The sequence below is a fragment of the Pseudomonas sp. SID14000 genome (assembly GCF_002165135.1).
In the GTDB taxonomy this organism is placed as follows: Bacteria; Pseudomonadota; Gammaproteobacteria; order Pseudomonadales; family Pseudomonadaceae; genus Aquipseudomonas.
In genome coordinates this window covers 189,922-214,052 of sequence record NZ_NFZQ01000004.1, presented here as the reverse complement: position 1 = coordinate 214,052, position 24,131 = coordinate 189,922, and the positions used below count along the sequence as shown (strand labels likewise).

The 24,131-nt window shown below is 61.0% G+C and carries 23 protein-coding genes and 1 pseudogene; 17 read left to right on the top strand and 7 right to left on the bottom strand.

The window, feature by feature from the left end; all coding sequences use genetic code 11:
- The first annotated feature begins 1 nt into the window (after nt 1).
- The 9 genes from CAY82_RS07875 to CAY82_RS07835 all read left to right on the top strand — a co-directional run bounded on the left by CAY82_RS07875 (nt 2) and on the right by CAY82_RS07835 (nt 11,330).
- Complete coding sequence (locus CAY82_RS07875) at nt 2-736, top strand: helix-turn-helix transcriptional regulator (RefSeq protein WP_087500711.1); 735 nt, start codon at nt 2-4, stop codon at nt 734-736.
- Between the two features lie 143 nt (nt 737-879).
- Nucleotides 880-2,358, top strand: a complete 1,479-nt coding sequence (locus CAY82_RS07870) for an efflux transporter outer membrane subunit (RefSeq protein WP_256576237.1) — start codon at nt 880-882, stop codon at nt 2,356-2,358.
- The gene (locus CAY82_RS07865; RefSeq protein WP_087500709.1) at nt 2,355-3,512 is read left to right on the top strand and encodes an HlyD family secretion protein; all 1,158 of its coding nucleotides are present in this window, start codon (nt 2,355-2,357) and stop codon (nt 3,510-3,512) included. The genes CAY82_RS07870 and CAY82_RS07865 overlap by 4 nt, the downstream gene beginning before the upstream one ends.
- Entirely contained in the window at nt 3,502-5,013 is a 1,512-nt protein-coding gene (locus tag CAY82_RS07860) for a DHA2 family efflux MFS transporter permease subunit (RefSeq protein ID WP_087500708.1), read from the top strand. Before CAY82_RS07865 ends, CAY82_RS07860 begins: the two co-directional genes overlap by 11 nt.
- 273 nt (nt 5,014-5,286) lie before the next feature.
- Entirely contained in the window at nt 5,287-6,063 is a 777-nt protein-coding gene (locus tag CAY82_RS07855; RefSeq protein WP_087500707.1) for a DUF3050 domain-containing protein, read from the top strand.
- Nucleotides 6,060-6,407 carry a DUF4437 domain-containing protein gene (locus CAY82_RS07850; RefSeq protein WP_087500706.1) on the top strand — a complete coding sequence of 116 codons (348 nt, stop codon included), beginning with the start codon at nt 6,060-6,062 and terminating at the stop codon, nt 6,405-6,407. The genes CAY82_RS07855 and CAY82_RS07850 overlap by 4 nt, the downstream gene beginning before the upstream one ends.
- Nucleotides 6,408-6,425: 18 nt before the next feature.
- Nucleotides 6,426-7,355 (top strand): diiron oxygenase, encoded by a 930-nt coding sequence (locus CAY82_RS07845; protein WP_087500705.1) that lies wholly within the window; start codon nt 6,426-6,428, stop codon nt 7,353-7,355.
- A gap of 20 nt (nt 7,356-7,375) precedes the next feature.
- Nucleotides 7,376-10,843 (top strand): amino acid adenylation domain-containing protein, encoded by a 3,468-nt coding sequence (locus tag CAY82_RS07840; protein ID WP_087500704.1) that lies wholly within the window; start codon nt 7,376-7,378, stop codon nt 10,841-10,843.
- Nucleotides 10,844-10,862: 19 nt separating this feature from the next.
- Entirely contained in the window at nt 10,863-11,330 is a 468-nt protein-coding gene (locus tag CAY82_RS07835; protein ID WP_087500703.1) for an SRPBCC family protein, read from the top strand.
- A 167-nt stretch (nt 11,331-11,497) separates the two neighbouring features.
- Here the strand turns inward: CAY82_RS07835 and CAY82_RS07830 are convergent, their stop codons facing one another.
- On the bottom strand, nt 11,498-12,409 hold the full coding sequence (locus CAY82_RS07830) for a LysR family transcriptional regulator (protein WP_087500702.1): 912 nt from the start codon (nt 12,407-12,409) through the stop codon (nt 11,498-11,500).
- A 93-nt stretch (nt 12,410-12,502) separates the two neighbouring features.
- On the opposite strand from CAY82_RS07830, the gene CAY82_RS07825 reads away from it, so the two are divergent.
- Genes CAY82_RS07825 through aroE form a run of 5 tightly spaced genes read left to right on the top strand, consistent with a single transcriptional unit; the run spans nt 12,503 to nt 16,341 of the window.
- Nucleotides 12,503-13,450, top strand: a complete 948-nt coding sequence (locus CAY82_RS07825) for a ketopantoate reductase family protein (protein WP_087500701.1) — start codon at nt 12,503-12,505, stop codon at nt 13,448-13,450.
- Nucleotides 13,447-13,845, top strand: coding sequence for a VOC family protein (locus tag CAY82_RS07820; protein ID WP_087500700.1), 399 nt, complete (start codon nt 13,447-13,449; stop codon nt 13,843-13,845). Before CAY82_RS07825 ends, CAY82_RS07820 begins: the two co-directional genes overlap by 4 nt.
- Nucleotides 13,842-14,297: a MaoC family dehydratase gene (locus CAY82_RS07815; RefSeq protein ID WP_063913500.1), complete on the top strand. Its 456-nt coding sequence runs from the start codon at nt 13,842-13,844 to the stop codon at nt 14,295-14,297. Before CAY82_RS07820 ends, CAY82_RS07815 begins: the two co-directional genes overlap by 4 nt.
- A complete protein-coding gene (locus tag CAY82_RS07810) occupies nt 14,294-15,526 on the top strand; it encodes a CaiB/BaiF CoA-transferase family protein (RefSeq protein WP_087500699.1) in 1,233 nt (410 codons plus the stop codon). The genes CAY82_RS07815 and CAY82_RS07810 overlap by 4 nt, the downstream gene beginning before the upstream one ends.
- Nucleotides 15,523-16,341, top strand: a complete 819-nt coding sequence (gene aroE / locus CAY82_RS07805; RefSeq protein ID WP_087500698.1) for a shikimate dehydrogenase — start codon at nt 15,523-15,525, stop codon at nt 16,339-16,341. The genes CAY82_RS07810 and aroE overlap by 4 nt, the downstream gene beginning before the upstream one ends.
- A 108-nt stretch (nt 16,342-16,449) precedes the next feature.
- On the opposite strand, the gene CAY82_RS07800 is transcribed toward aroE, so the two are convergent.
- From CAY82_RS07800 to CAY82_RS07785, 4 genes are read right to left on the bottom strand one after another with little or no spacing between them, the layout of a single operon-like run.
- A complete protein-coding gene (locus CAY82_RS07800) occupies nt 16,450-17,169 on the bottom strand; it encodes a proteasome-type protease (protein WP_087500697.1) in 720 nt (239 codons plus the stop codon).
- A 41-nt stretch (nt 17,170-17,210) separates the two neighbouring features.
- On the bottom strand, nt 17,211-17,990 hold the full coding sequence (locus CAY82_RS07795; protein ID WP_087500696.1) for a transglutaminase family protein: 780 nt from the start codon (nt 17,988-17,990) through the stop codon (nt 17,211-17,213).
- On the bottom strand, nt 17,987-18,937 hold the full coding sequence (locus CAY82_RS07790) for an alpha-E domain-containing protein (protein ID WP_087500695.1): 951 nt from the start codon (nt 18,935-18,937) through the stop codon (nt 17,987-17,989). Before CAY82_RS07790 ends, CAY82_RS07795 begins: the two co-directional genes overlap by 4 nt.
- 3 nt (nt 18,938-18,940) lie before the next feature.
- A complete protein-coding gene (locus CAY82_RS07785; protein WP_087500694.1) occupies nt 18,941-20,350 on the bottom strand; it encodes a circularly permuted type 2 ATP-grasp protein in 1,410 nt (469 codons plus the stop codon).
- Between the two features lie 467 nt (nt 20,351-20,817).
- Between CAY82_RS07785 and CAY82_RS07780 the strand changes: the two genes are divergently transcribed.
- Both CAY82_RS07780 and chrA read left to right on the top strand, forming a co-directional pair.
- Nucleotides 20,818-21,030, top strand: coding sequence for a chromate resistance protein ChrB domain-containing protein (locus CAY82_RS07780; protein WP_306460810.1), 213 nt, complete (start codon nt 20,818-20,820; stop codon nt 21,028-21,030).
- A 70-nt stretch (nt 21,031-21,100) separates the two neighbouring features.
- Nucleotides 21,101-22,471 carry a chromate efflux transporter gene (chrA, locus tag CAY82_RS07775; RefSeq protein ID WP_087500693.1) on the top strand — a complete coding sequence of 457 codons (1,371 nt, stop codon included), beginning with the start codon at nt 21,101-21,103 and terminating at the stop codon, nt 22,469-22,471.
- Nucleotides 22,472-22,531: 60 nt separating this feature from the next.
- Here the strand turns inward: chrA and CAY82_RS07770 are convergent, their stop codons facing one another.
- Nucleotides 22,532-22,783, bottom strand: a complete 252-nt coding sequence (locus CAY82_RS07770; protein WP_087500692.1) for a MoaD/ThiS family protein — start codon at nt 22,781-22,783, stop codon at nt 22,532-22,534.
- Between the two features lie 122 nt (nt 22,784-22,905).
- A pseudogene (locus CAY82_RS07765) lies at nt 22,906-23,322 on the bottom strand (LysR family transcriptional regulator); the annotation flags it as partial.
- Between the two features lie 266 nt (nt 23,323-23,588).
- On the opposite strand from CAY82_RS07765, the gene moaB reads away from it, so the two are divergent.
- Nucleotides 23,589-24,128 (top strand): molybdenum cofactor biosynthesis protein B, encoded by a 540-nt coding sequence (gene moaB, locus CAY82_RS07760; RefSeq protein ID WP_087500691.1) that lies wholly within the window; start codon nt 23,589-23,591, stop codon nt 24,126-24,128.
- Nucleotides 24,129-24,131 lie beyond the last annotated feature (3 nt).

Genomic DNA, 24,131 nt, shown 5'->3' with positions numbered 1-24,131 from the left:
CATGGAAGCATTGGGAATGGATTATGCGCATGCTGAAGTCGTGGGTAGTCACTGTCATGCACAGGATCAGTTGATCTACGCCGCAAACGGTGTCGTGCGTGTGTGTAGCGATGCTGGTAACTGGGTTATCTCATGTGGCCAGGCGCTTTGGGTGCCGGCTGGTGTCAGTCATGAGATGCGCATGGTGGGGGACGTGTCTGTGCGGACCTTGTTGCTGAGTTCGAGGGTCGATCACTGCCAGGTAATCGCTGTTTCCGGCTTGTTGCGCGAGCTGATTCTGGCAGCGTCACAAATGTTGGGGCAGCGCGATGAGTGTCTGGGTGAACATGTGCGTGCGCTCATTCAGCGCGAGCTGGAAGCGGCTCAGCGTATCAATGCTTATGTACCGATGCCAGAGCATGCAAGGCTACGCGCCTGGTGCGAGCACTTCCTCGATGAGCCCTCCCAGGAGCTGACGCTCGAGCAGTGCGGGGTGCAGTTGAGCATGTGTGCTCGTAGTGTCGCACGGCTGTTCCAGCGTGAGGTCGGTATGTCCTATGGCGAGTGGCGGGCCCGCGCCCGGATGATGCTTAGCCAGCTTCGTCTGGCTGACGGCTTGCCGATCATGAGCGTGGCCCTTGAGCACGGTTACCAGAGCGCCAGCGCTTTCGCAGCTGTGTTCAAGCGTATTCATGGTTATACCCCCAGCGACTGGCAGGTTGGTCTGCAGGAGGCGGCCATTCCGCGCGTGCATTGAGCCTGATTGCGAGCAGGGCGGCAACGCTCTGCTCGCTGCCTGGCAAAGTTGTCCCGGTTGCGCGCATGGTTGTCCTGCTGGCGGCAGAACCACCAGCGCTGCGCCGCTAAGCTGGCATCACGTTCCTTGAAGCGATTTCTGTGATGCAAGTACCGCGATCCTCTCCGTTGACCAGATTGCTTACTGCCGTTGGCCTGATGTCCGTATTGTCGGGCTGCGTTGACCATTCGCCGTTTGCCTCTTCTTCTGTGTCACCGTCAGTTGATGCACTCATGGATCTGCCCACTGGTGTCAGTGACCAGCCCGCGGTGGAGCGTTGGTGGGAGCTGTACCAGGATCCGCTCCTCAACAGCTGGGTGACGCAAGCCCTGGCACACAACCAGGACCTGGCCCAAGCCGATGCCAATGTCCGTGCAATGCTTGCCGGGATTGGTGAATTTGATGCCAGGCGTTGGCCCTCGACTGTGATGAGTTTTGCCGCTACCTACGGCAAGAGTGCAGATGACCAGACGCTGGCAGAGGCCACTGACAGCGATGCGCCTTCGCAATGGGAGTTCAACCCCGGTATCGAGCTGGCCTATCAGGTCGACATATGGGGGCAAGTGCGCAACGCGATCGAACGGGCTCGGGTCCAGGCTGAGGCGACACGTGAGGCCATGGAGCTGGTGCGTCTGCAGGTGGTTACCCAGACCACTCGCGCCTACGTTGACCAGTGCGTTTATGGTGTGCGTATAAAAGAAGCACGGCGGTCGTTGCAGACCCTCGAGCGCAGCGTACAGCTGAGTGACCGCCAACGTCAGGCCGGACTTGCCACCGAACTGGATGGGGTTCGCCTGTTGGGGCTACGCGAACAGGTCAAAGCGCAACTGCCGATGCTTGAGGCGCGCCGGCGTATGGCACAGTACGAACTGAGCATGCTCAGCGGCCAGGAGCCGGCAGCGCTCGTCGCCAAGGCTGATGCCTGCCAGCACATTCCAACCCTCAAAGCCCCGTTGCCCAGTGGTGATAGCTGGCACTTGCTGGAGCGTCGCCCTGATGTTCGCAAGGCAGAGCGCGAGTTGCAGGCGGCCGCTCTGGAAGTCGACATCGTCAAGGCCGATCTTTATCCGAAAGTGAGTTTTGGCGCCTCCTTGACCTCTTCCGATCATCATCTTTCCAATCTGGGCGACAGTCGCTCGGTGATGTTTGGCATTGGCCCGCTTATCAGTTGGGAGTTCCCCAACATCCAGGCCAACCGGGCACGGTTGAGCAAGGCCCGTGCGTTGCAGCAGGCACAGGTGGCGCATTACCGCGCAGTGGCGCTGACGGCGCTGAAGGACGTACGCCAGGCCTTGGCCCGTTTCGATGGTGAGCGGCAGCGGGCGCAGGCGCTGGGCGCGGCCCTGGCGCACAGCCAGCGCGGCTTCGATCTGGCGCAGTACAACTATCGGGCCGGTACCGTGGATGCGTTGCAGATGCTTGATGCCGAGCGTGACTTGATCAGTGTCCGGGCCCGGCATGTCGAGGCACAGGGGCGACTCGCCGGTGCGCAAATCAATCTGTTCAGGGCCCTGGGGGGGCGCTGGCAGCCTTCGTCGGCCTCGGGCACGGGACATGAAAACAATACTGGAATGCAACCATGAATGTAGCCGTTGAAAAACCGCTGCCCGCGGCTGACGCGCAGCTGGACCATGCCCCACATGGCAAGCGCGCCCGGCGGCGCCTGGCATGGATGGTCGGTGGTGGTATCGGGGTGCTGATGGTGCTGGGGGGCACGGGTTACTGGTTCAACACTGGCCGTTATCTGGAAACCACCGATGACGCCTATGTGCGCGCCGACTGGGTGGCGCTGAGCGCGCGCGTGGGCGGCTATGTCGCCCAGGTTGAGGTGGAGGACGATCAACCGGTCAAGGCTGGTGATGTGCTGGTACGTCTGCAGGATCGGGATTATCGCGCGCGTCGTGAACAGGCAGAGGCCGGGGTCGCTGAGGCTCAAGCTGCCCTTGCGGCCGCTCAAGCCATGCAGCGAGTGGCGGTTGAGCGTATCGACCAACAGCAGCAAGCCATCGTGCAAGCGGAGTCGGCGGTACGGAGCGCGCAAGCCGAGCGCCGTCGTAGTGATCTGGATATGCAACGTTATCGAGGTCTGGTGCGCGACAGTGCAGCGACGGTTCAACGCTTGGAGGCCGCCAGCGCCAAAGTCATCCAGGCGGATGCAGCCTTGCAGGCTGCACAGGCGAAACTGAGCGAGCAACGTTCGCAACTGGCGATCGTCAAGGCCGAGGCGGTGCATGCTGGCGCTGCGGTTGAACAGCAGTCGGCGGCCCAGGCCAGCGCACAGGCGCAGTTGGCCTTGGCCCGCCAGGATGAACAGGACACGCTGATCCGCGCACCTATCGAAGGTGTCGTCGGTCAGCGCCGGGTGCGGGCTGGACAGCACGTGGTCGCAGGCCAGCCGATGCTGGCAGTGGTCCCGTTGCAGCACACCTACGTAGTCGCCAACTACAAGGAAACCCAGCTCACCCACATGCGCGTCGGTCAGCCAGTGCGCATCAGTGTCGACAGTTATTCCAGCCAGACCTTGACCGGCCGAGTTGCCAGCTTCTCTCCAGCGTCGGGGAATGTCTTCGCCCTGTTGCCTTCAGACAACGCAACCGGCAATTTCACCAAGATCGTCCAGCGCTTCCCTGTACGCATCCTGCTCGACCAACCCGTGCAAGGGATGCAGATCTTGCCAGGCATGTCTGTGGTGACCACCGTCGACACGCGCCCTGCGGAGCCTGGCCATGAGCAGTGAGCAACCGGTATCGCTGCGGGCGTGGGTGGCGGTGATCGGTGGTTTGTTCGGCTGCTTCATGGCCGGTATGAACGTGCATGTCACCAGTGCAGCACTGCCGGAAATCAGGGGCTCATTGGGGGCCAGCTTCGAGGAGGGGTCGTGGATTTCGACCGCTTACCTGGTCGCGGAAATCGTCATGATCCCGCTGACGGCCTGGTTGGTGGAGGTGTTCTCGATGCGCCGCGTCATGTGGACCGGTTCGTTCATCTTCCTGCTGGCGTCGATCGCCTGTTCATGGGCGCCCAATCTTGAAACCATGATCATTATCAGGGTCATCCAGGGGGCGGCAGGCGCAGTGCTGATTCCGTTGTCCTTTCAGTTGATCATTACCGAGCTGCCGGCCAGCAAAATGGCCATGGGCATGGCGCTGTTCAGTCTTGCCAACAGCGTTGCACAGGCTGCCGGCCCTTCCATAGGGGGCTGGTTGACCGATGCCTACTCCTGGCGCTGGATCTTCTACCTGCAGTTGTTCCCGGGCATCGCCTTGCTGGCCGCCATTGCCTGGTCTATCGAAGCCAAGCCGATGAAGCTGGGGCTGCTGCGCCAGGGAGACTGGCTCGGGATCGTGGCCATGGTGATTGGCCTGGGAGGCCTGCAGATCGTTCTGGAGGAGGGTGGGCGACTGGATTGGTTCGGTTCGCGCTTCATCCTGGGTATGTCCGTCGTCGCTGGCATCGCCTTGGTCGTGTTCGTTGTCACGCAGCTCTATGGGAAGCGGGCATTCATCAACCTGCGACTGCTTGGACACTACAACTTTGGTGTTGCCAGCATTGCCATGTTCATCTTCGGTGGCGCCACTTTCGGCCTGGTATTCCTGGTGCCGAACTACCTCTCCCAACTACAGGGTTTCAGCGCCCGGGACGTTGGCGTGGCCCTGATTGCCTATGGCGTCGTACAACTCTTGCTGGCGCCTTTGATGCCGCGGCTGATGGGCTGGACCAGTGCGAAGTTCATGGTTGCCAGCGGTTTTCTGATCATGGCCCTCGGCTGCTGGATGGGGGCGAGCCTGACGGCGGACAGTGCCGACAACATCATCATCCCGTCGACTGTGGTTCGTGGTATTGGCCAGCCTTTCATCATGGTGGCGCTGTCAGTACTGGCGGTAGCTGGGCTGGACAAGCGTGAAGCTGGATCGGCCTCGGCTGTGTTTTCCATGCTGCGCAACCTCGGCGGTGCAATCGGTACCGCCGGGCTGACGCAGATCGTGGCAACCCGAGAGCGATATCACAGCGAGCGCATCCACGAGCATGTCACGGTATTTTCCCCCGGCTTGCAGGAGCGCATCAATCAGGCCATGGAGACCTGGTTGTCTCAGCAGCAGATGTTCGAGGGGCTGGCGGTCACCATCAGGCGTGAAGCCTACCTGATGGCCTATAGCGATGCGTTTTATGTGTCCTGCCTGGCGCTGCTCGGCTGTGCGGTGGCGGCGATGGTGTTGCGAGCACAACGGATGAACTGAAAGTAGAAAGCAAAAGGAATTCAAGGTGATTGGAATGGAATGTTCAGTCTGAGTAATTGAGTTTGCGGGTGGGTAGTATGCGATGAGGCGACTTATTTATAAGTTGCCGTTTTGTGGTGCCCGTATATAAATACGAGTGATCAAATTTAATCTGAATGACTATTGATTTGTAAGTATCCATGGCTTAGTTTTTTTCGGGCCGGTCCGGTAGGTGCGGTAAAACTTGAAAACAATACAGCTCTCGTCAACTAAGACCTTATGAAAGAGGTAAGCATGTCCGACCAGAAAGCCGTTCTTGAAAGCAAGAAAGCCGAACTAGGGAAACATCCGATTTTTGCCGAAATTGGTTCATTGGAAGTCCTGCGCACATTCATGGAAACGCATGTCTTCGCCGTTTGGGACTTCATGTCGCTGACCAAGCGATTGCAGCAAGAGTTGACCTGTACGCAGCTCCCCTGGCTTCCGCCATCCGACCCGGCAGCAGCACACCTGATCAATGAAATCGTGCTTGGCGAGGAGTCCGACCAGAACCTGCAGGGTGGGCACTACAGTCACTTCGAGCTATATCTGCATGCCATGCACGAGATTGGCGCCAGCACAGAGCGCATCGAGCATTTCGTTCGCCTGCTGCGTGGCGGCATGGACCTCAAGGAGGCGCTACACCACTGCCATGCGTCGCCGGCGGCGGTACGTTTTGTCGCCAACACCATCGAAACGGCCATCAATGCCAAGCCTCACGAGGTAGCTGCCGCCTTCCTGCATGGCCGGGAGAGTGTGATTCCGCGCATGTTCCAGACCATCCTTGATGATTGGGATATTGGTATCGACCAGGCTCCGACCTTCCGTTACTACCTGCAGCGGCACATCGATGTCGACTCCGATGATCATGGCCCGGCCGCCGAAAAACTGCTGGACCGCCTTGTGCAGGGCGACCCTCAGCGCCAGCAGGAGGTGTATGCGGCAGCCATCGATGCCGTGGCAAGCCGCCAATTGCTCTGGGACGATCTGCGCGCCGAGATGGCCGCGCAAATTGCCGAGTGTGTCGCATGAAGTTCGAGGTCATTGAGCAGGATCAGGCCAACTGGCAGCAGGTAAGCAGCGAGCGCGGCATCACCCTCACGGTGTTCAAGGACACCCTGGATGCCAAGACTCGCACCGGTATCCGCACGCGCCTTGTACGCTTCGCCCCCGGTGGTGGCACACGTGAAATCTACACCCACGACTATCACGAAGAAGTTTATCTGATCGAAGGTGATCAGACCGAACATGCCGCCCCAGGCCGCCCTGAGAAAACCTACGGGCAGGGCAGTTATTTCTTTCGCGCGGCCCACACAGAACATGGCCCGTTCCATTCGGAAGATGGCTGCCTGCTGTTCGAGGTCCATTACTATTGATCGGCAGGACGAAGCGAGATGAACGCACATGAATATCAGTCGTTCGCCGAAGTCTGGGAGCGACGAGCAACAATTCGCACGCGGCCGCGGCGGACGGTGGAGGACGACGAAAAGTTAATCTACCCCACCAGTCGTCAACCGCTGGTCACCAGTGCTGTATTTATGGAGAAGTGTCCGCACTTGCAGGAATTTGCTTTGGTGCAAAGTCTCTACAAGTTTATTAATGATGTGGTCATTTTCGAGACCGAGATCGTTGACAAGACGGCACGCAGTATTGCCAAGGATAACTTCCCCATCCGTTTTCCTTTTGCCTGCCGCTACGACGCCATGACTGTGGTGGTGGATGAGGATTACCACGCGTTGGTGGCCATGGACTACTTGCAGCAGACTATCGAGCTGACAGGTATTTCGCCTATAGCGTTGCCTCAGGAGATCGAGCTCAGCCGTTCGATTCCCAAAGCCATGGAAATGGCCCCGGAGCACTTGAAGGCCGCAGTGGAGCTGATTTGTGTGGCGGTAGCAGAAAATACGCTGACCAATGATGTGGCAGCGTTTGCACGCGACGACACCGTCAAGGAGTCCGTCAAAGGGCTGATGGCTGATCACCTGGCTGACGAGGGACGTCACTCGAGCTTCTGGGCACGTTTGACGCAAATCTATTGGAACAGCGCTTCACCAGAGGATCGCGCCACCATCGCTTCGATCCTGCCGTTGTTCCTGAGCCATTACCTGACCAACGACATCCAGAAATCCTTCGATCTAGCGCTAATCGAACAGCTGGACACAACGGAGCAGGTCAAGACGGCGCTGCGTCAGGAAGTCGAAGCCATGGACTTCCCAATCACTGCCGGGCACCCCCTGGTGGGCAACATCATGCGGTTTTTCCAAACGAGCACGATGCTCGAGGATCCAGTCGTGAAGACTGCGCTTGCCGCCTACCGGCTTTGACTTCATAGGAAGGAACTCCAATGAGACGTCTAGAAATTCTGCTCTGCGGGAGCAGCCAGGGGCTCGTGCGCCTGGCGAACGAGCTCCGGCTGATGGGGCACCAACCTCATCTGCTGGATACGGCGGCCAGCTTCGATCACTGGCAGCTCCACGCGTCGGACCTGGTAATCGATGATGGGACGCTTGCAAGCTGGCCAGAGTCGAGAAACACCTGGCAAGTCGCGCTTCGGGTTGTCGACAACGGTCTGGATGATCCGCTCCAGGACCTGCAACTGGCACTGCTTGCCCGCGAAGGCAACGGTACATGGCAATGCCTGGAGCGCCTGGAAATACCGGCGGATGTTTCGGGCAATGGCGCCGACCTTGTGGCCACAGCCTTGCAGGAGATGATTGAGGCCACCACCGCTCATGTCAGTGGCTACTCGCGCAGCGACGCGTACTTCAGCCAGTACCGCTTGCTGCCCAATGAGCCGAAGCCATTGGCAGGCCTGGGTGCTCTGGATACCTTGGCCTTTGCCCATCGCTGCAACATGAGTGCATCGGCTGCGCTGAGCCGGGCGGCAGGTGTTCCGTTCATCCAGCGTCTGGCTACCAGCCTGCGTGAACATCAACATGCGCCAGCTTTGCTGGTAGATGGTCACTACGTCAGCTACGGTGAACTGCATGCGATGAGCGTGGCGATCCAGGAGCGGCTGCTGCCGCTGTTGGTCGATGCTGGTGAACAGGCAGTCGTAGCTGTGGCGTTGGGCAAGGGTGTGGCGCTCTATGCTTCGATCCTGGCAGTGCTCGGTTGTGGTGCGGTGTATCTGCCACTTGACCCACAACACCCTGCCGAACGCCGGGCGCTGATTGTCGAGCACGCTCAGGCACGCGTCGTGATTCATGATGATCGCGTGGCACCTCCTGCAGCTTGCCGAGGGTTGCGTGTCGACCAATTGAGTGCCGTACATCAGGGTATCGATGGTCACGATGCGATAGCGCTTTCGGCCAGCCAATCGCTGCTGCGCGGTAGCTGGGAGGGCCAGCGCCCGTGCGTGGCGATATACACCTCCGGTACCACCGGGGCTCCCAAGGGGGTGCTGCTGACGGTTGCCAACATCAGCCATTTCTGCGCCTGGTATGCAGAGCATGTCGAGCTCGGGCCACAGGCTCGCGCCTTGCAGTTTTCGACCATCAATTTCGACGCATCGATGCTGGACATCTTCCCCACTTTTCTGGAAGGTGGTTGCCTGGTGGTCCCCAATGAGGATCAACGGCGTGACCCGCTAGCCCTTGCGCAACTGGTCGGGCAGGCGAAGGTCACCCACGCCTTTCTGCCGCCGGCGTTGCTCAGCATCATGCCTCTGCAGAGCCTGCACGGCATCCAGCATCTGATTACCGGTGGCGACGTCTGTGAACCGCATGTCATCGATGGGTTGGGTGAGCATTGCTGCCTTCACAATATCTATGGGCCTACCGAAACGACGGTGCTCGCAACCTGCCGGGTGATGCGCCCGGGGGACTCTAATCGTCTATTGGGCCTGCCTATCGCGAATACGCGGCTGTATCTGCTGGACGAGCAGGGCCTGCCCGTGCCTCAGGGGCAGGTGGGAGAAATCCACATCGCCGGGCCTGGTGTGGGGCTGGGGTACCTGAACAATTCCAGTGCCACCGAGGAGCGTTATCTGACCGGCAGTGGTGGCCTGCAGGGCGAGCGTCTGTACCGCACGGGTGATCTGGCGCGCTGGGGCGACCATGGAGTAGAGATCATCGGGCGCTTGGACAACCAAGTGAAGATCCGAGGGTTCCGTGTGGAACCTGAAGAAATCGAGCATGTTCTGCGCAGCAGCAACCTGTTCGTCCAGCAAGCAGTGGTCATCGATGACCAGCGACGTATCCTGGCGTTTTTTGCCGAGCCGCGCAGCTTGGATGCGCAGAGCGCTGCCCAAGCGTTGAAAGCTCATGCCGAGCGCCATCTGCCGGACTACATGCGCCCGGTATATTGGCGTCAGCTCGATACTCTGCCAGCCACAGCCAATGGTAAGGTCGATCGCAAGGCCTTGCGGCAGATGCCTGACGACGCTCGCGAGCGCCATGAGCGCAAGCAGCCTGTCACGCCGAGCATGCAACGCTTGCTAGGTATCTGGGCGAACCTGTTGGAAATCGATGCAGACGAGATCGGACTGGACGAGAGCTTTTTCAACCTTGGTGGCCATTCGATCCTGCTTTCGCGCATGCTCATGGACATTCGCGAGGCGTTCAGCAAAGGTGTTTCGATCAATCGCTTCATCGAAAAGCCCACGCTCAATAACCTTGACCGCTTGCTTGCGCAGGATGCGGCAGCCGATGCGGTGGTCAGCCCCCAGGCCTTGGCGGACGCCAATCTCAGTGTCGAGCTCGACATCTTGCCGCTCAGCGAGCAGGGAGATGTGCACAAGGTCATAGTCACTGGGGCCAATGGTTTCCTGGGCGTGCATATCGTCGAGGCCTTGCTTGAACTTGGCACCAGCGAGGTCGCCTGTCTGGTGCGTCCGTCAGCGGATTGCTCGGCCGAAGAGCGCTTCGCCCAGGCCCTGGTCGACAACCGCCTTGAAAACCTCGATATGAGCCGCGTCCGAGTGCTGGCGGCAGACATCAGCCAGCCTCGCCTGGGGCTCAGCGCCGAAGATTACGATCGGCTGGATCGCGACTACGGCTCGTTGATATACAACGCCGCCAACGTCAACCATGTGCTCGACTACGAGTCGCTCGTCAAGGACAACGTGGCACCGGTGGTTGAATGCCTGAAGCTGTGCGAAGGACGTAGCAAGAAGATCTTCAACTTCATATCCACCCTGTCGGCCTCAAGCAGCGTGGACGCTCAAGGCCGGGTGCTTGAAACACCGCCGGCAGCAACGCCGCCGATCTACATTCGCAATGGCTACAACCTCTCGAAGTGGGTAGCCGAGCGTATTCTGTGGAATGCCTGCGAGCGGGGGGTGAGGGTAAACATCTACCGCCCTGGGAACATCGCTTTCAATACCCGCACCGGCGTCTGCCAGCCGCACCAGAACCGTTTGATGCTGATGCTCAAAGGTTCACTGCAACTCAAGGAAGTGCCGCAGTTGTCGCTGAACTTCGATCTGATGCCGGTTGATTTCCTGGCGCGCTTCATCGGTTTCCATGCCAGCCGTCACAACAGTGCACGCGCTGTTTACAACCTGCATAACCCACAACCCTTGAGCTGGGACAACTACGTGGAAACGTTCCGTCTCATGGGGCACGACTTCCAGATGGTGCCTGTCAGTCGCTGGCAAAAGCGGCTGTCGACCATTGACAGCGGTAACGCATTGTTCGGTGTGGTCGGGTTCTACCTCAACGGCTTCGAGGAAGACATTGGCGACATCTCGATGATCGAACACGGCAACGCCTGGCACGGTGTAAACAACATGGGCGAAGAGTATCCGGCCAAAAGCCCGAGCCTGTTGCGCCGGGGCTGCGAGTTCCTCAAGGAAATCGATTTCATCTAACCACTCAAAGGAGTTGAACATGCAAAATTTCGAACCCGATACCCTGATCAAGAACCCGGTTGGCGAGCCTGTCGTAGCCAGCGTCACGATCAATGCAGATGCTCGCAAAGTTTGGGATATCGTGGGTAACTTTGCCGGTTTCCCCGTATTCATTCCGGCCCTTTCGCACATTGAAATGACCGGTTCTGGTGTACGTTCCGTACGCAAGAAGCTGTTCAAGGATGGCAATGTGGTGATCGAGCAACTCAACACCCATGACGATCAGAAGATGGTCATGACTTGGTCGTTGATCTACACATCGCTGAACATCGGTAATCTCTGGGCGTGCATGGAGGTCCAGGAGCAGGGGATAGGCCAGGCAATCGCCACCTGGACGATCATCGGAGAGCCTCATACCGGTACGGCGCAAGACTTGCCAGCTTTCCAGGCATTTCTCCAAGGGTTTGCGGACGGAGCCATGAACAACGTCAAGCAGATGTTCAACTGATCTGCGAGTTGTAGACCCAGGCCCGCTTGCTCATGTCGAGCAAGCGGGTTTCTTCAGTTGGACCAGGCCTTGTTTATCGTTAGAAACACAAGCAACTGTCTTTCTCCATGCTGTCTCAGATCTGCGGCAGTTAAGGCCTGGCCGGTGCAGTGGCGGTGCCTTCTCTGCTAACTGGCCCCTTTCTGGAACAACCCCCGCACCACCTCCCTCATCCAGCGATTTCCGCTGTCTTGCTGGTACCGTGCGTGCCAATGCTGCTTGACCGTGAAACCTTCCACTGCAAACGGGCAATCGTGCACCTGTAAACCATGCATGTCGGCAAGTGTCTGGCCGATGTGCCGTGGTAGCGTAGCCACCAGGTCGGTCGACCCGACAATCATCCCCAACCCCAGAAACGCCGGCAGCTCCAACATGATCCTGCGTTCGATGCCGGCCCGCGCCAGGCCAGCCTCCAGCAACTTCTGCCCGGTCCCGGCACTGATCTGTACGTGCCCCTCGGCTTGGTAGCGCGCCACGCTCATGCCTTTGCCCAAACGGGGGTGTCGCGGGTTGCTCAGGCAGACCCAGTCCTGCTCGAACAACACTTGCTGATACATCCCCGCACCCAGCCAGGGCACGAAGCCGATGGCCAGATCCGCCTCGCCCGACTCCAGCGCACTTTCGGTATTGCCATCGATGCGCGCGGCCTCCAGGCGAATACCAGGCGCGTGGGTACGCAGGTGGTTGAGGATGCTGGGCAGCAGGGTGATATGGCTGGCATCACTGACGCACAGGCGAAAGCGCCGCTGCGCTGTGGCCGGAACGAACTGCGGCTCCCAGGCGGTCAGGCGCCGCAGCGACTCCAGCACCTCGCGGCATGGCCCGATCAGCTGGTCTGCCCGCGGGGTAGGGGCCATGCCGCCCGGCGTGCGCACGAATAGCGGGTCGTTCAACTCTTCACGCAAGCGCCCCAACCAGATGCTCACGGTGGGTTGGCTCTGGCCGAGCTGTTCAGCGCTACGGGTGACGCTGCGGCATTGGTACAGCACATCGAACAGTTGCAGAAGCTTGGGGTCGGGCAAGGCGTCGCGCGCGCTCATTATTGCTAAATCCAATAGGCGTATTAAGCGCATTGTATAGCCGAAATAAGCCTCGCTGCATAAGGTAGTCGCAAACCACAGGAGGTCTGCGACGTGAAAATCTGCATTCTGGGTGCCGGCGCCCTTGGTTGCGCCATAGGCGCGGCCTTGAGCGAAGCAGGGCATGAAACCTGGCTGTTGAACCGTGGCCGCGCACATGTCGAGGCGATGAACCTGCACGGGCTGCGCGTGCAGGACGAACGCGGCGAGCGGCAGGTCCGGGTCAACGCGGCCTGCGACGCTGCCACCGTGGGCGTAGCCGACCTGGTGGTGGTGCTGGTCAAGTCGTTCCACACCAGCGAGGCGATTACCGGTGCCGGGGCGCTTATCGGGCCGCAGACGCTGGTGCTTTCACTACAGAATGGCCTTGGCCATGAAGACATCCTGGCCGAGATCGTGGGGCGTGAGCGGGTGCTGGCCGGCAAGACCTATGTCGGTGGCGTGCTGCTGGCACCGGGTTCGATCCGGGCCGGAGTAGCAGGCAAGCACACGTTCATCGGCGAGCTCGACGGCAAGCTGACGCCTCGTGTCCAGGCCATTGCCGAGGTCTTCAACAGCGCCGGGCTGGCCACCACGGTCAGCGACAATATCCTCGGCACCATGTGGGACAAGCTGCTGGTCAACGTCGCGACAGGTGCGCTCAGCGGTATCACCAGACTCGGTTATGGCCAGCTGTACAGCGAGCCGTTGCTGGAAAGCACCGCCAAGGCAGCAGTGGCTGAAGCCATTGCCGTCGCTGAACGAGCAGGCATCCGCCTGAGCCTCACCAGCCCGGATTCTGCATGGCGGCTGGCCGCCGAAGGCCTGCCGGCAAGCTTCCGTACCTCGATGCTGCAGAGCCTGGAGAAAGGCTCGGTCACCGAGATCGATTTCATCAATGGCTCCGTCGTGCGCTGGGGCCAGCGCCATGGCGTGGCTACGCCGGTCAACGCGACCTTGGTGGCCTGCATCAAGGGTATCGAACGCGCCATGGCCGATCAGCAGAAGGGGAGTAATCCATGAGCCAACCGAAAGCCTACCTTGAACACGTTGCGTTCTGGGTGCGGGACATCCAGTGGCACATCCGCTTCTTCAGCGAGGTGTGCGGCATGACCATGCGTGAAATACAGGGCGACGTCGAGCAGCCTGCACAGTACTGGACCCTCGGTGGCCTGCAGTTCATCCACCAGCCGGACTTTGCCGGCCCGGAAGGGCGCATGGCGCACCTGGGCATCATGTGCGAGGACCTCGAAGCCACCCTGGCCGCGGCACAGCGTTTCGGCGTCAGTGAAATGCCCCAGGGCCGCAACTGGCTGCGCCTGCCTGACGGTCTGGCGGTGGAGTTCATTCAGGCATTGCCGGCGAAATGCGTTGCCCAGGCACTGGCCATCGACCCACGTGCAGAGGTGGTGGCATGAGCGTGGTGGAAAAATACTGGGACGATGCCCGCGAAGGCGACGAATGCATCAGCCCCACCTACACCGTGACCCGTGAACGTATCCTGGCCTATGCCGACCTTACCGGCGACCACACGCCGGTGCATGTCGACGAGGCGTACGCCAACGCGAGTCACTTCGGCTGCCTGGTTGCCCATGGCCTGTTCGGGCTGTCGATTGCCGACGGCCTGAAGACCCAGTGCGAGTACCGCTTTGTACCGGGCATGTCGCTGGGCTGGACCTGGGACTTCGTGCTGCCGATCAAGGTCAACGATGTACTGCACGTGCGCATGCGCGTGGGGGCGATGCGCCCGAGCAACAGCCGACCGGGCTGGGGCATCGTGGTCTTGCCGTCGGAACTGATCAACCAGCACGGCGAAGTCGTGCAGCGTGGCGAGCACCGGTTGATGGTGCCGAGGAGAGTGCAGGCATGAGCCAGGCATTGCCATTGGCAGGTATCCGTGTCATCGACTATAGCCACTTCCTCGCCGGGCCCTATGTGGGCCGCTGCCTGGCAGCACTGGGCGCTGAGGTGATCAAGGTCGAACGGCCGGGCAGCGGCGATGCCGGCCGCCAGCACGCATTCACCCTCGACGAGCAGCAGAGCGGTTACTTCCTGCAATTGAACATGGGCAAGCAGGGCGTCAGCGTGAACATGAAAGACCCACGCGGCAAAGCGTTCATGCAGCGGCTGACCGACTCGGCCGACGTGTTCATCGAAAACTATCGCCCCGGCGCCCTGGACAAACTGGGCCTGGGCTATGCCGAGCTGTCGGCGCGCAACCCGCGACTGGTTTACTGTTCGATCTCCGCCTACGGCCACACGGGGCCGGATGCCCACCGCGCCGGCTTCGGGCTGATTGCCGAGGCCAAGAGCGGGATCATGCAGATGGTCGGCGTGCCAGGCGAAGCGCCGCCGTTGCTGCGAATTTCCTTGGGCGACATGTACACCGGCATTCATGCCGTGGCGGCGATCAATGCGGCGTTGCTGGGCCGGGTGAGCAGTGGCCGTGGCCAGCACATCGACATGGCCTTGTACGACACGCTGGTGTCGATGCATGAATACGCGGTGCAGTGCTACACCTTGTCCGATGGTACCGTCCTGCCCGAGCAGACCGGCCATGACATGCCGACCTCCACCCTGTACGGCGTGTTTCGCGCCGCCGATGGCGACCTGGTGATCGCTGCCCAGGTCGACGACGCCTGGAAGCGCTTTGCTGCGATGCTCGAAGCCAACGGTGGCCCGCCTGGGTTCGGCAGTGACAGCCGCTACCACAGCCTCAATGGCCGCAACGCCCATCGTCAGGCGATCCTGGCCGTGGTACGTGACTGGGTCGGCGCGCGCCGGGTAGCCGATATCCTGCAATTGCTCGATGACATCGACATTCCCAGCGCCAAGGTGCAGCGCATCGACGAAGTCGTGGCTGACCCGCAGATCCAGGCGCGCAACATGGTCATCGAGCAGCAGCACCCGCGCTACGGAACCTTGCGCCTGCCCAACCTGCCGTTCCGCTTTTCTGACTGCGACACCACGATCCACCAGGTGGCCCCGGACCTCGGCCAGCACAATGCCGAAGTGGCCGCCAGCCTTGGTTTCAGCCCTGAAGAAATCACCGCCATGCAGGCAGACGGTGTGCTGTTCACCCATGGAGATGCACGATGAGCGACCGCTATGCAGTGATCGGCCGACCGATCAACCACACCAAGTCCCCGTTGATTCACGGCCTGTTCGCCCAGGCCACCGGCCAGCACCTGGAGTATGGCGCGCTCGAGGGCGAGCTCGAGGGCTTCGAGGCCCAGGTACTGCAGTTTCGCAGTGATGGCGGGTTGGGCATGAACATCACCGCGCCGTTCAAGCTGCGAGCCTTCGAGCTGGCCGACCAGCGCAGCGAGCGCGCACAGCTGGCGCGGGCGGCCAATGCGCTGAAGTTCGAGGATGGCCGTATCTTCGCCGAGAACTTCGACGGTATCGGCTTGTTGCGGGATATCGAGGAGAACCTCGGGGAACCGCTGGGCAATCGTCGGGTACTGCTGCTCGGGGCCGGGGGCGCGGTGCGCGGGGCATTGCTACCTTTCTTGCAGGCGGGGCCGAGCGAGCTGGTGCTTGCCAACCGTGACATGGCCAAGGCGCTCACCTTGCGCAACGAAGTGGATCATCCAAGGCTGCGTATCAGCCGCTATGAGGAACTGGAGGGGCAGTGCTTCGACATCGTGGTCAATGCCACTTCCGCGAGCCTCACCGGTGAGCTGCCGCCGCTGCCCGAAGGTGTGCTGGGCGAGGCGCGTCTGGCTTACGAATTGGCATATGGCAAAGGCCTGACGCCGTTCCTGCGCATGGCCCAGGCGCAGGGTGTGGCGCGCCTGGCTGACGGTGTCGGCATGCTGGTCGAGCAGGCGGCGGAGGCGTTCGCCTGGTGGCGCGGGGTGCGGCCTGAAACCCGTGCCGTGATCGATCGCCTGACCATTCCCCTCAAGTAGGATCACGGTCCCTGTGGGAGCGGGCAAGCCTGCGAACACCGGCGCAGCCGGTGTTCGCACCGCGTTGGATTCTTCGCAGCTAAAGCCGCTCCCACAGGGTCCTGCCAATCAGTAGGGCGGTGCTGGCAGTTCGGCCAACAGTCTTTTCAGTCCGTCGCTCCACTGCCTGCGTATCTGCTCGTAATAGACATCGTCGCTGGCGATACGCTGGCGTTTCGGTGTTTCCAGGCTGTCCTTGTGATACACCAGCAGGTCCAACGGCATGCCCACCGACAGGTTGCTGCGGATGGTCGAGTCGAACGAGATCAGGCCACAGCGCAACGCTTCATCGAGTGGCATATGGTAGCCGAGATTGCGGTCCAGAATCGGCCGCCCGTACTTGCTTTCGCCCAGTTGCAGGAACGGGGTGTCCGGCGTGGCCTGGAAGAAATTGCCCTGGGCATAGACGTTGTATATGCCCATGGGGCCGCCGGCAATCTGGCCGCCGACGATGAACGAACTGCTCAGGTCGATTCCGGCCGACAGCTTGCTGCGATCACGGCTGACCACTTCGCGCAGGGTGTCGGCGACCAGTACCGTTGCATCGTAGAGCGTGGCAACGTTCAGCAGGTGGGGGCCGGGGCCCCGTGTGCGTTGCCGGAGCAGGTTCACCACCGATTGCGAGGTTGCCAGGTTGCCGGCGGTCTGCAGGACGATCAGGCGCTCCCCCGGCACGCCGAACACGAACAGCTTGGCAAAGCTGGCGATCTGGTCGATGCCTGCATTGGTGCGTGAGTCGCTGATGAAGACAAGCCCGTCCGCCAGGTGCATGGCGACACAATAGGTCATGCTGTTTCCCTTGTTTTTTCCATGAACGAATGCAGCACCTGTCACTGGCGGTGCACGTGTACGCTGGCCTGCATCGATTCGGCGCCGCCTCCGCGGCGCACGCCCCTGACCGGGCAGGCATCGAGGTAATCCAGGCCCACTGCCAGCTTCAGGTGACGCTCTGGCCGGGTAAGGCGGTTGGTGATGTCGAAACTGTACCAGGCGTCATCGACCCAGGCTTCGGCCCAGGCATGGCTGGCCAGGTGCTGCTCGTCTTCGGTACACAGGTAACCGGAGACATAGCGTGCCGGAATACCCAGGCTACGTGCGCAGGCGAGGAACGCGTGGGTATGGTCCTGGCATACCCCGGCAGCGCCGCTGAACGCTTCGATGGCAGTGGTGCCCACCGATGTGGTACCGGGGCTGTATGGCATGTGCTCGGCCAGGCCTTGCATCAGCCCGATCAGCGCCGCCCGGTCGCGGTGTTCGCCACAATGTCGGCTGGCGAACGCCTTGAGTGTGTCATCGGCCTGGGTCAGGTGGCTGCCGCGCAGGAATGGCAGGGGTGAATGTTCGCCGGCCTCCTGCTCGCGCTCCGGGTCGATTTCCACCTGGCCGCTGGCGGTCAGTGCCAGGTGCCCATGGGGTTTGTCCAGGGTCAGTACATGCAGGATGTTGCCATATGGGTCGATCTGGGCGTTGACCTTGCAGGGCAGGTCGAGTTGCCATTCATTGATGCGCTGGCGCTCGCTGCTGCGTGGCGTCAGGCGCAGGAACTGGATGCTGTTGCACACATCGCTTGCATAGCTATAGGTAGTGTCGTGGCGAATGGACAGTTTCATACGACCTCCAGATAGGAGTGATGGACCGCCTGGCCCAGTTGATTGATGCGCCCGATGAAGTCGCTCAACCACGGGTGCAACCCCGCTTCGAGGATTTCGTCGATCGCGGTGTAGCGCAGACGGGCGTTGAGCTCGGCTGCCATGCGCTGGGCGGCGCGCCCGGTGCTGCCCGGCAGGCAGGCAAGGATCTGATCCAGTTCCTCGATACAGGCATGCAGCGAGCGGGGCACATCGACCCGCAGTAACAGCAGCTCGGACACTGGCCGTGCACTGGGTGCGGCGCGGTAGAGCTCGTTGAAGGCTTCGTAGGAGGTCAGCGCGCGCAGCAAGGCGCTCCATTGGTAATAGCCACGGGCAGAGTCATCGCTGACCTCCTCGGAGGCCTCACCGAACATTTCATAGCGTGCATCGAGCAGGCGCAGGGTGTTGTCAGCCCGTTCCAGGAAGGTTCCCAGACGGATGAAGCTGTAGGCGTCGTTGCGCATGATGGTGCCTGAGGTCGCACCGCGGAACAGGTGCGAGCGTTCCTTGACCCAGTCGCAGAACTGGCTGATGCCATAACGGCCGAGGCCATTGCTGGCAATGTTGCGCATCTCGATCCAGGTAGCGTTGATGTTCTCCCACATGTCTGCGGTGATGCGGCCACGCACTGCGTGGGCATTGGTCCTGGCCGCCTGCAGGCAGCAATAGATGCTGCCGGGGTTGGTCGCGTCGAGAGCGAAGAAGTGCAGCATGCGCTCGGTGTCGAGCTCGGTGTGCCGGCGGCGGTAGTCGTCCAGCGTTCCGGATGCCAGCAGTGACATGGCCAGCTCGGCATGGCCGTCACTGCGGCCGGCCTGGGGCATCAGTGATAGCGAATAACTGACCTCGAGCATGCGCGCAAGGTTCTCTGCACGCTCCAGGTAGCGCGACATCCAGTAAAGGTCGGAAGCAGTTCTCGAAAGCATGGTTCAGTCCTCCACCACCCAGGTGTCCTTGGTACCGCCGCCTTGCGACGAGTTGACCACCAGCGAACCTTCCTGAAGGGCCACGCGGGTAAGGCCGCCTGGCACCAGTCGGGTTTCACTACCGGACAGCACGAACGGGCGCAGGTCGATGTGGCGTGGCGCGATGCCGTTGTCGACGAAGGTCGGGCATGTGGAAAGGCACAGGGTAGGTTGGGCGATGTAGGCGTGCGGGCGGGCCTTGATGCGGGCGCGGAAGTCTTCGATCTGTGCGCTGGTCGCCGCAGGCCCGACCAACATGCCGTAACCACCGGAGCCCTGGGTTTCCTTGACCACCAGCTCGGGCAGGTGGGCCAGGACATGGGAAAGTTCTGCAGGCTTGCGGCACTGCCAGGTCGGGACGTTGTTCAGGACCGGCTCTTCGCTCAGATAGAAGCGGATCATGTCGTCGACATAGGGGTAGATCGACTTGTCGTCCGCCACCCCGGTGCCTACCGCGTTGGCCAGCACCACGTTGCCGGCGCGGTACACCGAGATCAGCCCCGGCACGCCCAGCATCGAATCAGGATTGAACGACAGCGGGTCGAGGTAATCGTCGTCCAGGCGGCGATAGATCACATCCACCTGTTGTGGACCGGCGGTGGTACGCATGTAGACATGCTCATCGCGGATGAACAGGTCCGCGCCCTCCACCAGTTCGATGCCCATTTCCCGAGCCAGGAAGGCATGCTCGAAATAGGCACTGTTGAAGCGGCCAGGGGTGAGCAGCACGGCGGTGGGATTTTCCAGTGGGCTGGCGCTCTTGAGCGTGTCCAGCAGCAGGTTGGGGTAGTGGTCGATAGGGGCGATACGCTGTGCGGCGAACAGCTCGGGGAACAGCCGCATCATCATCTTGCGGTCTTCGAGCATGTAGCTGACCCCGCTGGGGGTGCGCAGGTTGTCCTCCAGTACGAAGTAGCTGCCATCCCCGTCGCGGACCAGATCGACGCCGGCGATATGGGCGTAGAGCCCACGGTGCAGCCCCAGGCCCTGCATGGCGATCTGGTAGCCTTCATTGGCCAGCACTTGCTCCGGGGGGATGATACCGGCCTTGAGGATGCGCTGGTCGTGGTAGATGTCCTGCAGGAACAGGTTCAGGGCATGCACCCGCTGGATACAGCCGCGCTCGACCATGCGCCATTCGCTGGCGCGAATGCTGCGCGGGATGATGTCAAAGGGGATCAGGCGCTCGGTGTCCTGTTTGTCACCGTACAGGGTGAAGGTGATACCGGCGCGGTGAAACAGCAGGTCTGCTTCGCGTCGGCGTTGTTCCAGCAGCTCTAGCGGGGTGTTTGCCAGCCAGCGGGCGAACTCCTGGTAATGCGGGCGGCAACTTCCGTTCGTTTCGTACATTTCATTGAAAAATGCCCGGGACATACCCACTCCTTGCCACCGTTGCCGGCAGCTTCATTGCGGTTCTTCTACGTGCTTCAGGGTGCGGCCTTGCTGGGGTCGGTGGGTGCTGTGTCTGCGGTGAACCTCGAATCCAATCAATTGCTGGTGCGTTGTGCACGCAAGAGGCCGTTGCAATGAAGGTGCCGAAAGCCCGGCGTAGCTCCGGAATGGCAACCATGGGGCGGTAAGGCATTGAAACTGTGAGGGTTTATTGCCGCATTCAACGACTGCGCCGCGCGCAGCGCACTGGAGCGGCCCGCAGGCGTGCCTCAAAAAAAGGCGCGTCATGCACCGAGCGGCAATATTTGGCCCGAATTGGAGCAAGCCCATGCTCGCCTCGGTGCGTACGTGTTGATTTTCTGTTGGTTCCGCTTGCTGTAGAAAAATAAATGTTTATGTTGAGTAATCTGTATGGCTGTTCGACCGGAGCAATGAGTACGCCAGGCTGATTGAAGAAATTGCAGGCTGCAGGGCTGGCATATGCCTGGTTGATTCTTCGCTTTATCGATACCGACACCCGATTCATCGGGTTGGACCGCCCTGAAGGTTGCCCGGGTGATGCGCTCGGCTTCGACTTCGATGGTGCCACGTACAGTCATGTCGGCAGCGCGTCTGTTTCGAAACCTTCATCGAACGTTTTGTTGTTCAGCAGCCCGGCCTGAGTCGCTTGGCCGCTGTCGTTAATTGTCATCGATGGCCTGCTGACGGCTTTCGCAAGCGAGGAAGTCCAAAATGGTTGATACCACCTCCGCAGTAGGCGGACAGCCTCAATCACAAGCTGCCCGGCAGCCGATTGGCTTGTTTGAAGCGTTTCTGTTCTGGCTCAAGCTGGGCTTCATCAGCTTTGGCGGGCCTGCCGGGCAGATCTCGATCATGCACCAGGAACTGGTCGAGCGCCGGCGTTGGATCAGCGAGAAGCGGTTCCTGCATGCGCTGAACTACTGCATGGTGTTGCCAGGCCCCGAGGCACAGCAGCTGGCCACCTACATCGGTTGGCTCATGCACCGCTCCTGGGGTGGGGTGATTGCCGGCGTACTGTTCGTGTTGCCCTCGCTGTTCATCCTGATTGGCTTGTCCTGGGTCTATATTGCCTTTGGCGAGGTCCCGGTGGTGGCGGGGATCTTCTATGGCATCAAGCCTGCAGTCACGGCGATCGTCGTTCACGCGGCTCACCGGATCGGCGCGCGCGCGCTGAAAAACGGCTGGCTGTGGGCCATGGCCGCAGCATCGTTCGTGGCCATCTTCGCCCTCAATGTGCCGTTCCCGCTGATCGTGCTGGTTGCCGGCATCGTCGGCTATGTGGGCGGTCGCTTCGCGCCCGGCAAATTCGCGATCGGTGGCGGTCATGGGGCTGCCAGGAGCAGTTACGGTCCGGCCGTGATCGACGATGACACACCAACGCCTGAGCATGCGCGTTTTCGGGTGGGGCATTTGCTGCGCCTGGTCCTGATCGGCGCAGTACTCTGGACGTTGCCCATGGGGCTGCTGGCGTTGACGTTTGGCTGGGACGGCACCTTGACGCAAATGGGCTGGTTCTTCACCAAGGCCGCGCTTTTGACCTTTGGTGGCGCTTACGCCGTACTGCCTTATGTCTACCAGGGCGCCGTCGGGCACTACGGTTGGCTGTCACCCACCCAGATGATCGATGGCCTCGCCTTGGGAGAAACCACGCCAGGGCCATTGATCATGGTGGTCGCCTTCGTCGGCTTCCTCGGTGGCTACGTGCATCCGATGTTCGGTGAGCAAAACCCGTTCCTTGCCGGTGCAGTCGCGGCGAGCCTCGTCACCTGGTTCACCTTCTTGCCGTCGTTCCTGTTCATCCTCGCCGGTGGCCCGTTGGTGGAGTCGACCCACAACGAAATGAAGTTCACCGCACCGCTGACGGGGATCACGGCCGCAGTGGTGGGCGTAATCCTGAACCTCGCCATCTTCTTCGGCTACCACGTGCTCTGGCCAAAGGGTTTCAGCGGGGCGTTCGACTGGCCTTGCGCACTGATCGCCATCGCTGCCGCAGTGGCCCTGTTCCGCTTCAAGCGTGGCGTGATCCAGGTACTGTTCACCTGCGCCTTGGCCGGCCTGGCGGTCCACATGTTGCGAGGTTGATAGTGCGGTCGTAGCCCGGGCCTGCACCGCCAGGCCAGGCGGCCCGCCTGGCCCAGGTGTCTAACCCCCCGTGACTGGTGGAAAGAAAGCGATGTCATCACCATCGCACAATGGTGTGTCCAGGGTGCACAGTTCCTGGTTGCGCGCGCACATCAGGTTGGCCTGGCCGAGGGTTTGCATCCATGGACCGCCACGGCCAACCAGGCGCTCACGCAGGTCGCGCAGGGTGGCCAGCGCGGGTTCCCATTGCAGTGTCTCGCCCTCGCTGCCGAGCAGTTCGCGATAGCGGGCGAAGTAGTTCACCCGGATCATGGCGCCACCTCGGCCTGGTACAGGCCCGAGCGCCCGCCGGACTTGCGCAGCAGGCGTAGCCAGTCGATCTGCAGCTGCGGTCGGCCGCTTTGCACATGTCGTTCAGGGGCAGGGCTGCCACGCTGGTTGCGGCTCAGCCCGTCGGTGACCTGTTCCGAGCTCGGCGACGACAGCTGCACCTGCAGTTGCGGGTAGCGGCTGATCAGCGGTTTGAGCAGGTCCATCACGTTGAACCCTGACAGCGGCACCATACCAATGCGCAGGCTGCCGACAATGCGCCCACGGCAGTTGGCAGCTTCGGCCTGCAGCCCGTCGTAGGCGGCCAGAAGGGTGCGGGTCCAGGCGAGGATCCGCTCGCCAGCCTCGGTGAAACCCTCGAAACGCTGGCCACGGTTGACCAGCATCAGGCCCAGTGAATCTTCCAGGTTGCGCAGGCGCATGGACAGAGTCGGCTGGGTGATATGGCACAAGGCAGCGGCCTGACCGAAATGCCGGGTCTGGTCCTGGGCAATCAGGAACTTGAGTTGTTTGATATCCATGGGGCGCCTTGCCGATCGGGATTGAAAATACGAAATCATCGAGGCATGGCACTTGAACAGGTGAACGCGGCCAGGCTTCAAGGCAGCGAAAAATAAAATGAAGTTTAAATATCGTCCAATGAGAAATAACGAAGAAGTGATAGAGCGGGTCGATGAAGAAATCTGATAGAGGCCGCTTATTATGTGTTGGGTATTATCGATTGGACACGTTGTCGGTGGCGCTCTAGTTTCCCGGGCGTATTGTCGAATTATCAGAGTGCCAGAATATGAGTGCCAAGCCCGATGCCGTGTTCGTTCCGCTGAATATTGCCGTGCTGACGGTCAGCGATACCCGTACGTTCGAAACCGATACTTCCGGCGTGCTGCTGGCCAGTCGCGCGGTGGACATGGGGCATCGCCTTGTGGCCAGGGTGTTGCTCAAGGACGACCTGTACAAGATCCGCGCGCAGGTCGCCGGCTGGATCGCCGATGATGGCGTACAAGTGGTGTTGATCACTGGTGGCACTGGCTTTACCGGGCGCGACAGCACCCCGGAGGCGGTCAACTGCCTGCTGGATAAGCACATCGATGGCTTCGGCGAGTTGTTCCGCGCCCTGTCGATCCTCGATATAGGCACCTCCACGGTGCAGAGCCGTGCCTTGGCGGGCCTGGCCAACGGCACCCTGGTGTGCTGTCTGCCGGGCTCCACCGGTGCCTGCCGTACCGCCTGGGAGGGCATCCTTGTCGAGCAACTGGACGCCCGGCATCGCCCGTGCAACTTCGTGCCCCACCTGAAGGTGGCCAACCCGTGCGGGACACGCTCGTGAGCG

Excerpts from the sequence above, each read along its gene's own strand:
- CAY82_RS07875 (WP_087500711.1), top strand. The coding sequence starts at position 2 with ATGGAAGCATTGGGAATGGATTATGCGCATGCTGAAGTCGTGGGTAGT.
- CAY82_RS07870 (WP_256576237.1), top strand. The coding sequence starts at position 880 with ATGCAAGTACCGCGATCCTCTCCGTTGACCAGATTGCTTACTGCCGTT.
- CAY82_RS07865 (WP_087500709.1), top strand. The coding sequence starts at position 2,355 with ATGAATGTAGCCGTTGAAAAACCGCTGCCCGCGGCTGACGCGCAGCTG.
- CAY82_RS07860 (WP_087500708.1), top strand. The coding sequence starts at position 3,502 with ATGAGCAGTGAGCAACCGGTATCGCTGCGGGCGTGGGTGGCGGTGATC.
- CAY82_RS07855 (WP_087500707.1), top strand. The coding sequence starts at position 5,287 with ATGTCCGACCAGAAAGCCGTTCTTGAAAGCAAGAAAGCCGAACTAGGG.
- CAY82_RS07850 (WP_087500706.1), top strand. The coding sequence starts at position 6,060 with ATGAAGTTCGAGGTCATTGAGCAGGATCAGGCCAACTGGCAGCAGGTA.
- CAY82_RS07845 (WP_087500705.1), top strand. The coding sequence starts at position 6,426 with ATGAACGCACATGAATATCAGTCGTTCGCCGAAGTCTGGGAGCGACGA.
- CAY82_RS07840 (WP_087500704.1), top strand. The coding sequence starts at position 7,376 with ATGAGACGTCTAGAAATTCTGCTCTGCGGGAGCAGCCAGGGGCTCGTG.
- CAY82_RS07835 (WP_087500703.1), top strand. The coding sequence starts at position 10,863 with ATGCAAAATTTCGAACCCGATACCCTGATCAAGAACCCGGTTGGCGAG.
- CAY82_RS07830 (WP_087500702.1), bottom strand. The coding sequence starts at position 12,409 with ATGAGCGCGCGCGACGCCTTGCCCGACCCCAAGCTTCTGCAACTGTTC.
- CAY82_RS07820 (WP_087500700.1), top strand. The coding sequence starts at position 13,447 with ATGAGCCAACCGAAAGCCTACCTTGAACACGTTGCGTTCTGGGTGCGG.
- CAY82_RS07815 (WP_063913500.1), top strand. The coding sequence starts at position 13,842 with ATGAGCGTGGTGGAAAAATACTGGGACGATGCCCGCGAAGGCGACGAA.
- CAY82_RS07810 (WP_087500699.1), top strand. The coding sequence starts at position 14,294 with ATGAGCCAGGCATTGCCATTGGCAGGTATCCGTGTCATCGACTATAGC.
- aroE (WP_087500698.1), top strand. The coding sequence starts at position 15,523 with ATGAGCGACCGCTATGCAGTGATCGGCCGACCGATCAACCACACCAAG.
- CAY82_RS07800 (WP_087500697.1), bottom strand. The coding sequence starts at position 17,169 with ATGACCTATTGTGTCGCCATGCACCTGGCGGACGGGCTTGTCTTCATC.
- CAY82_RS07795 (WP_087500696.1), bottom strand. The coding sequence starts at position 17,990 with ATGAAACTGTCCATTCGCCACGACACTACCTATAGCTATGCAAGCGAT.
- CAY82_RS07790 (WP_087500695.1), bottom strand. The coding sequence starts at position 18,937 with ATGCTTTCGAGAACTGCTTCCGACCTTTACTGGATGTCGCGCTACCTG.
- CAY82_RS07785 (WP_087500694.1), bottom strand. The coding sequence starts at position 20,350 with ATGTCCCGGGCATTTTTCAATGAAATGTACGAAACGAACGGAAGTTGC.
- chrA (WP_087500693.1), top strand. The coding sequence starts at position 21,101 with ATGGTTGATACCACCTCCGCAGTAGGCGGACAGCCTCAATCACAAGCT.
- CAY82_RS07770 (WP_087500692.1), bottom strand. The coding sequence starts at position 22,783 with ATGATCCGGGTGAACTACTTCGCCCGCTATCGCGAACTGCTCGGCAGC.
- moaB (WP_087500691.1), top strand. The coding sequence starts at position 23,589 with ATGAGTGCCAAGCCCGATGCCGTGTTCGTTCCGCTGAATATTGCCGTG.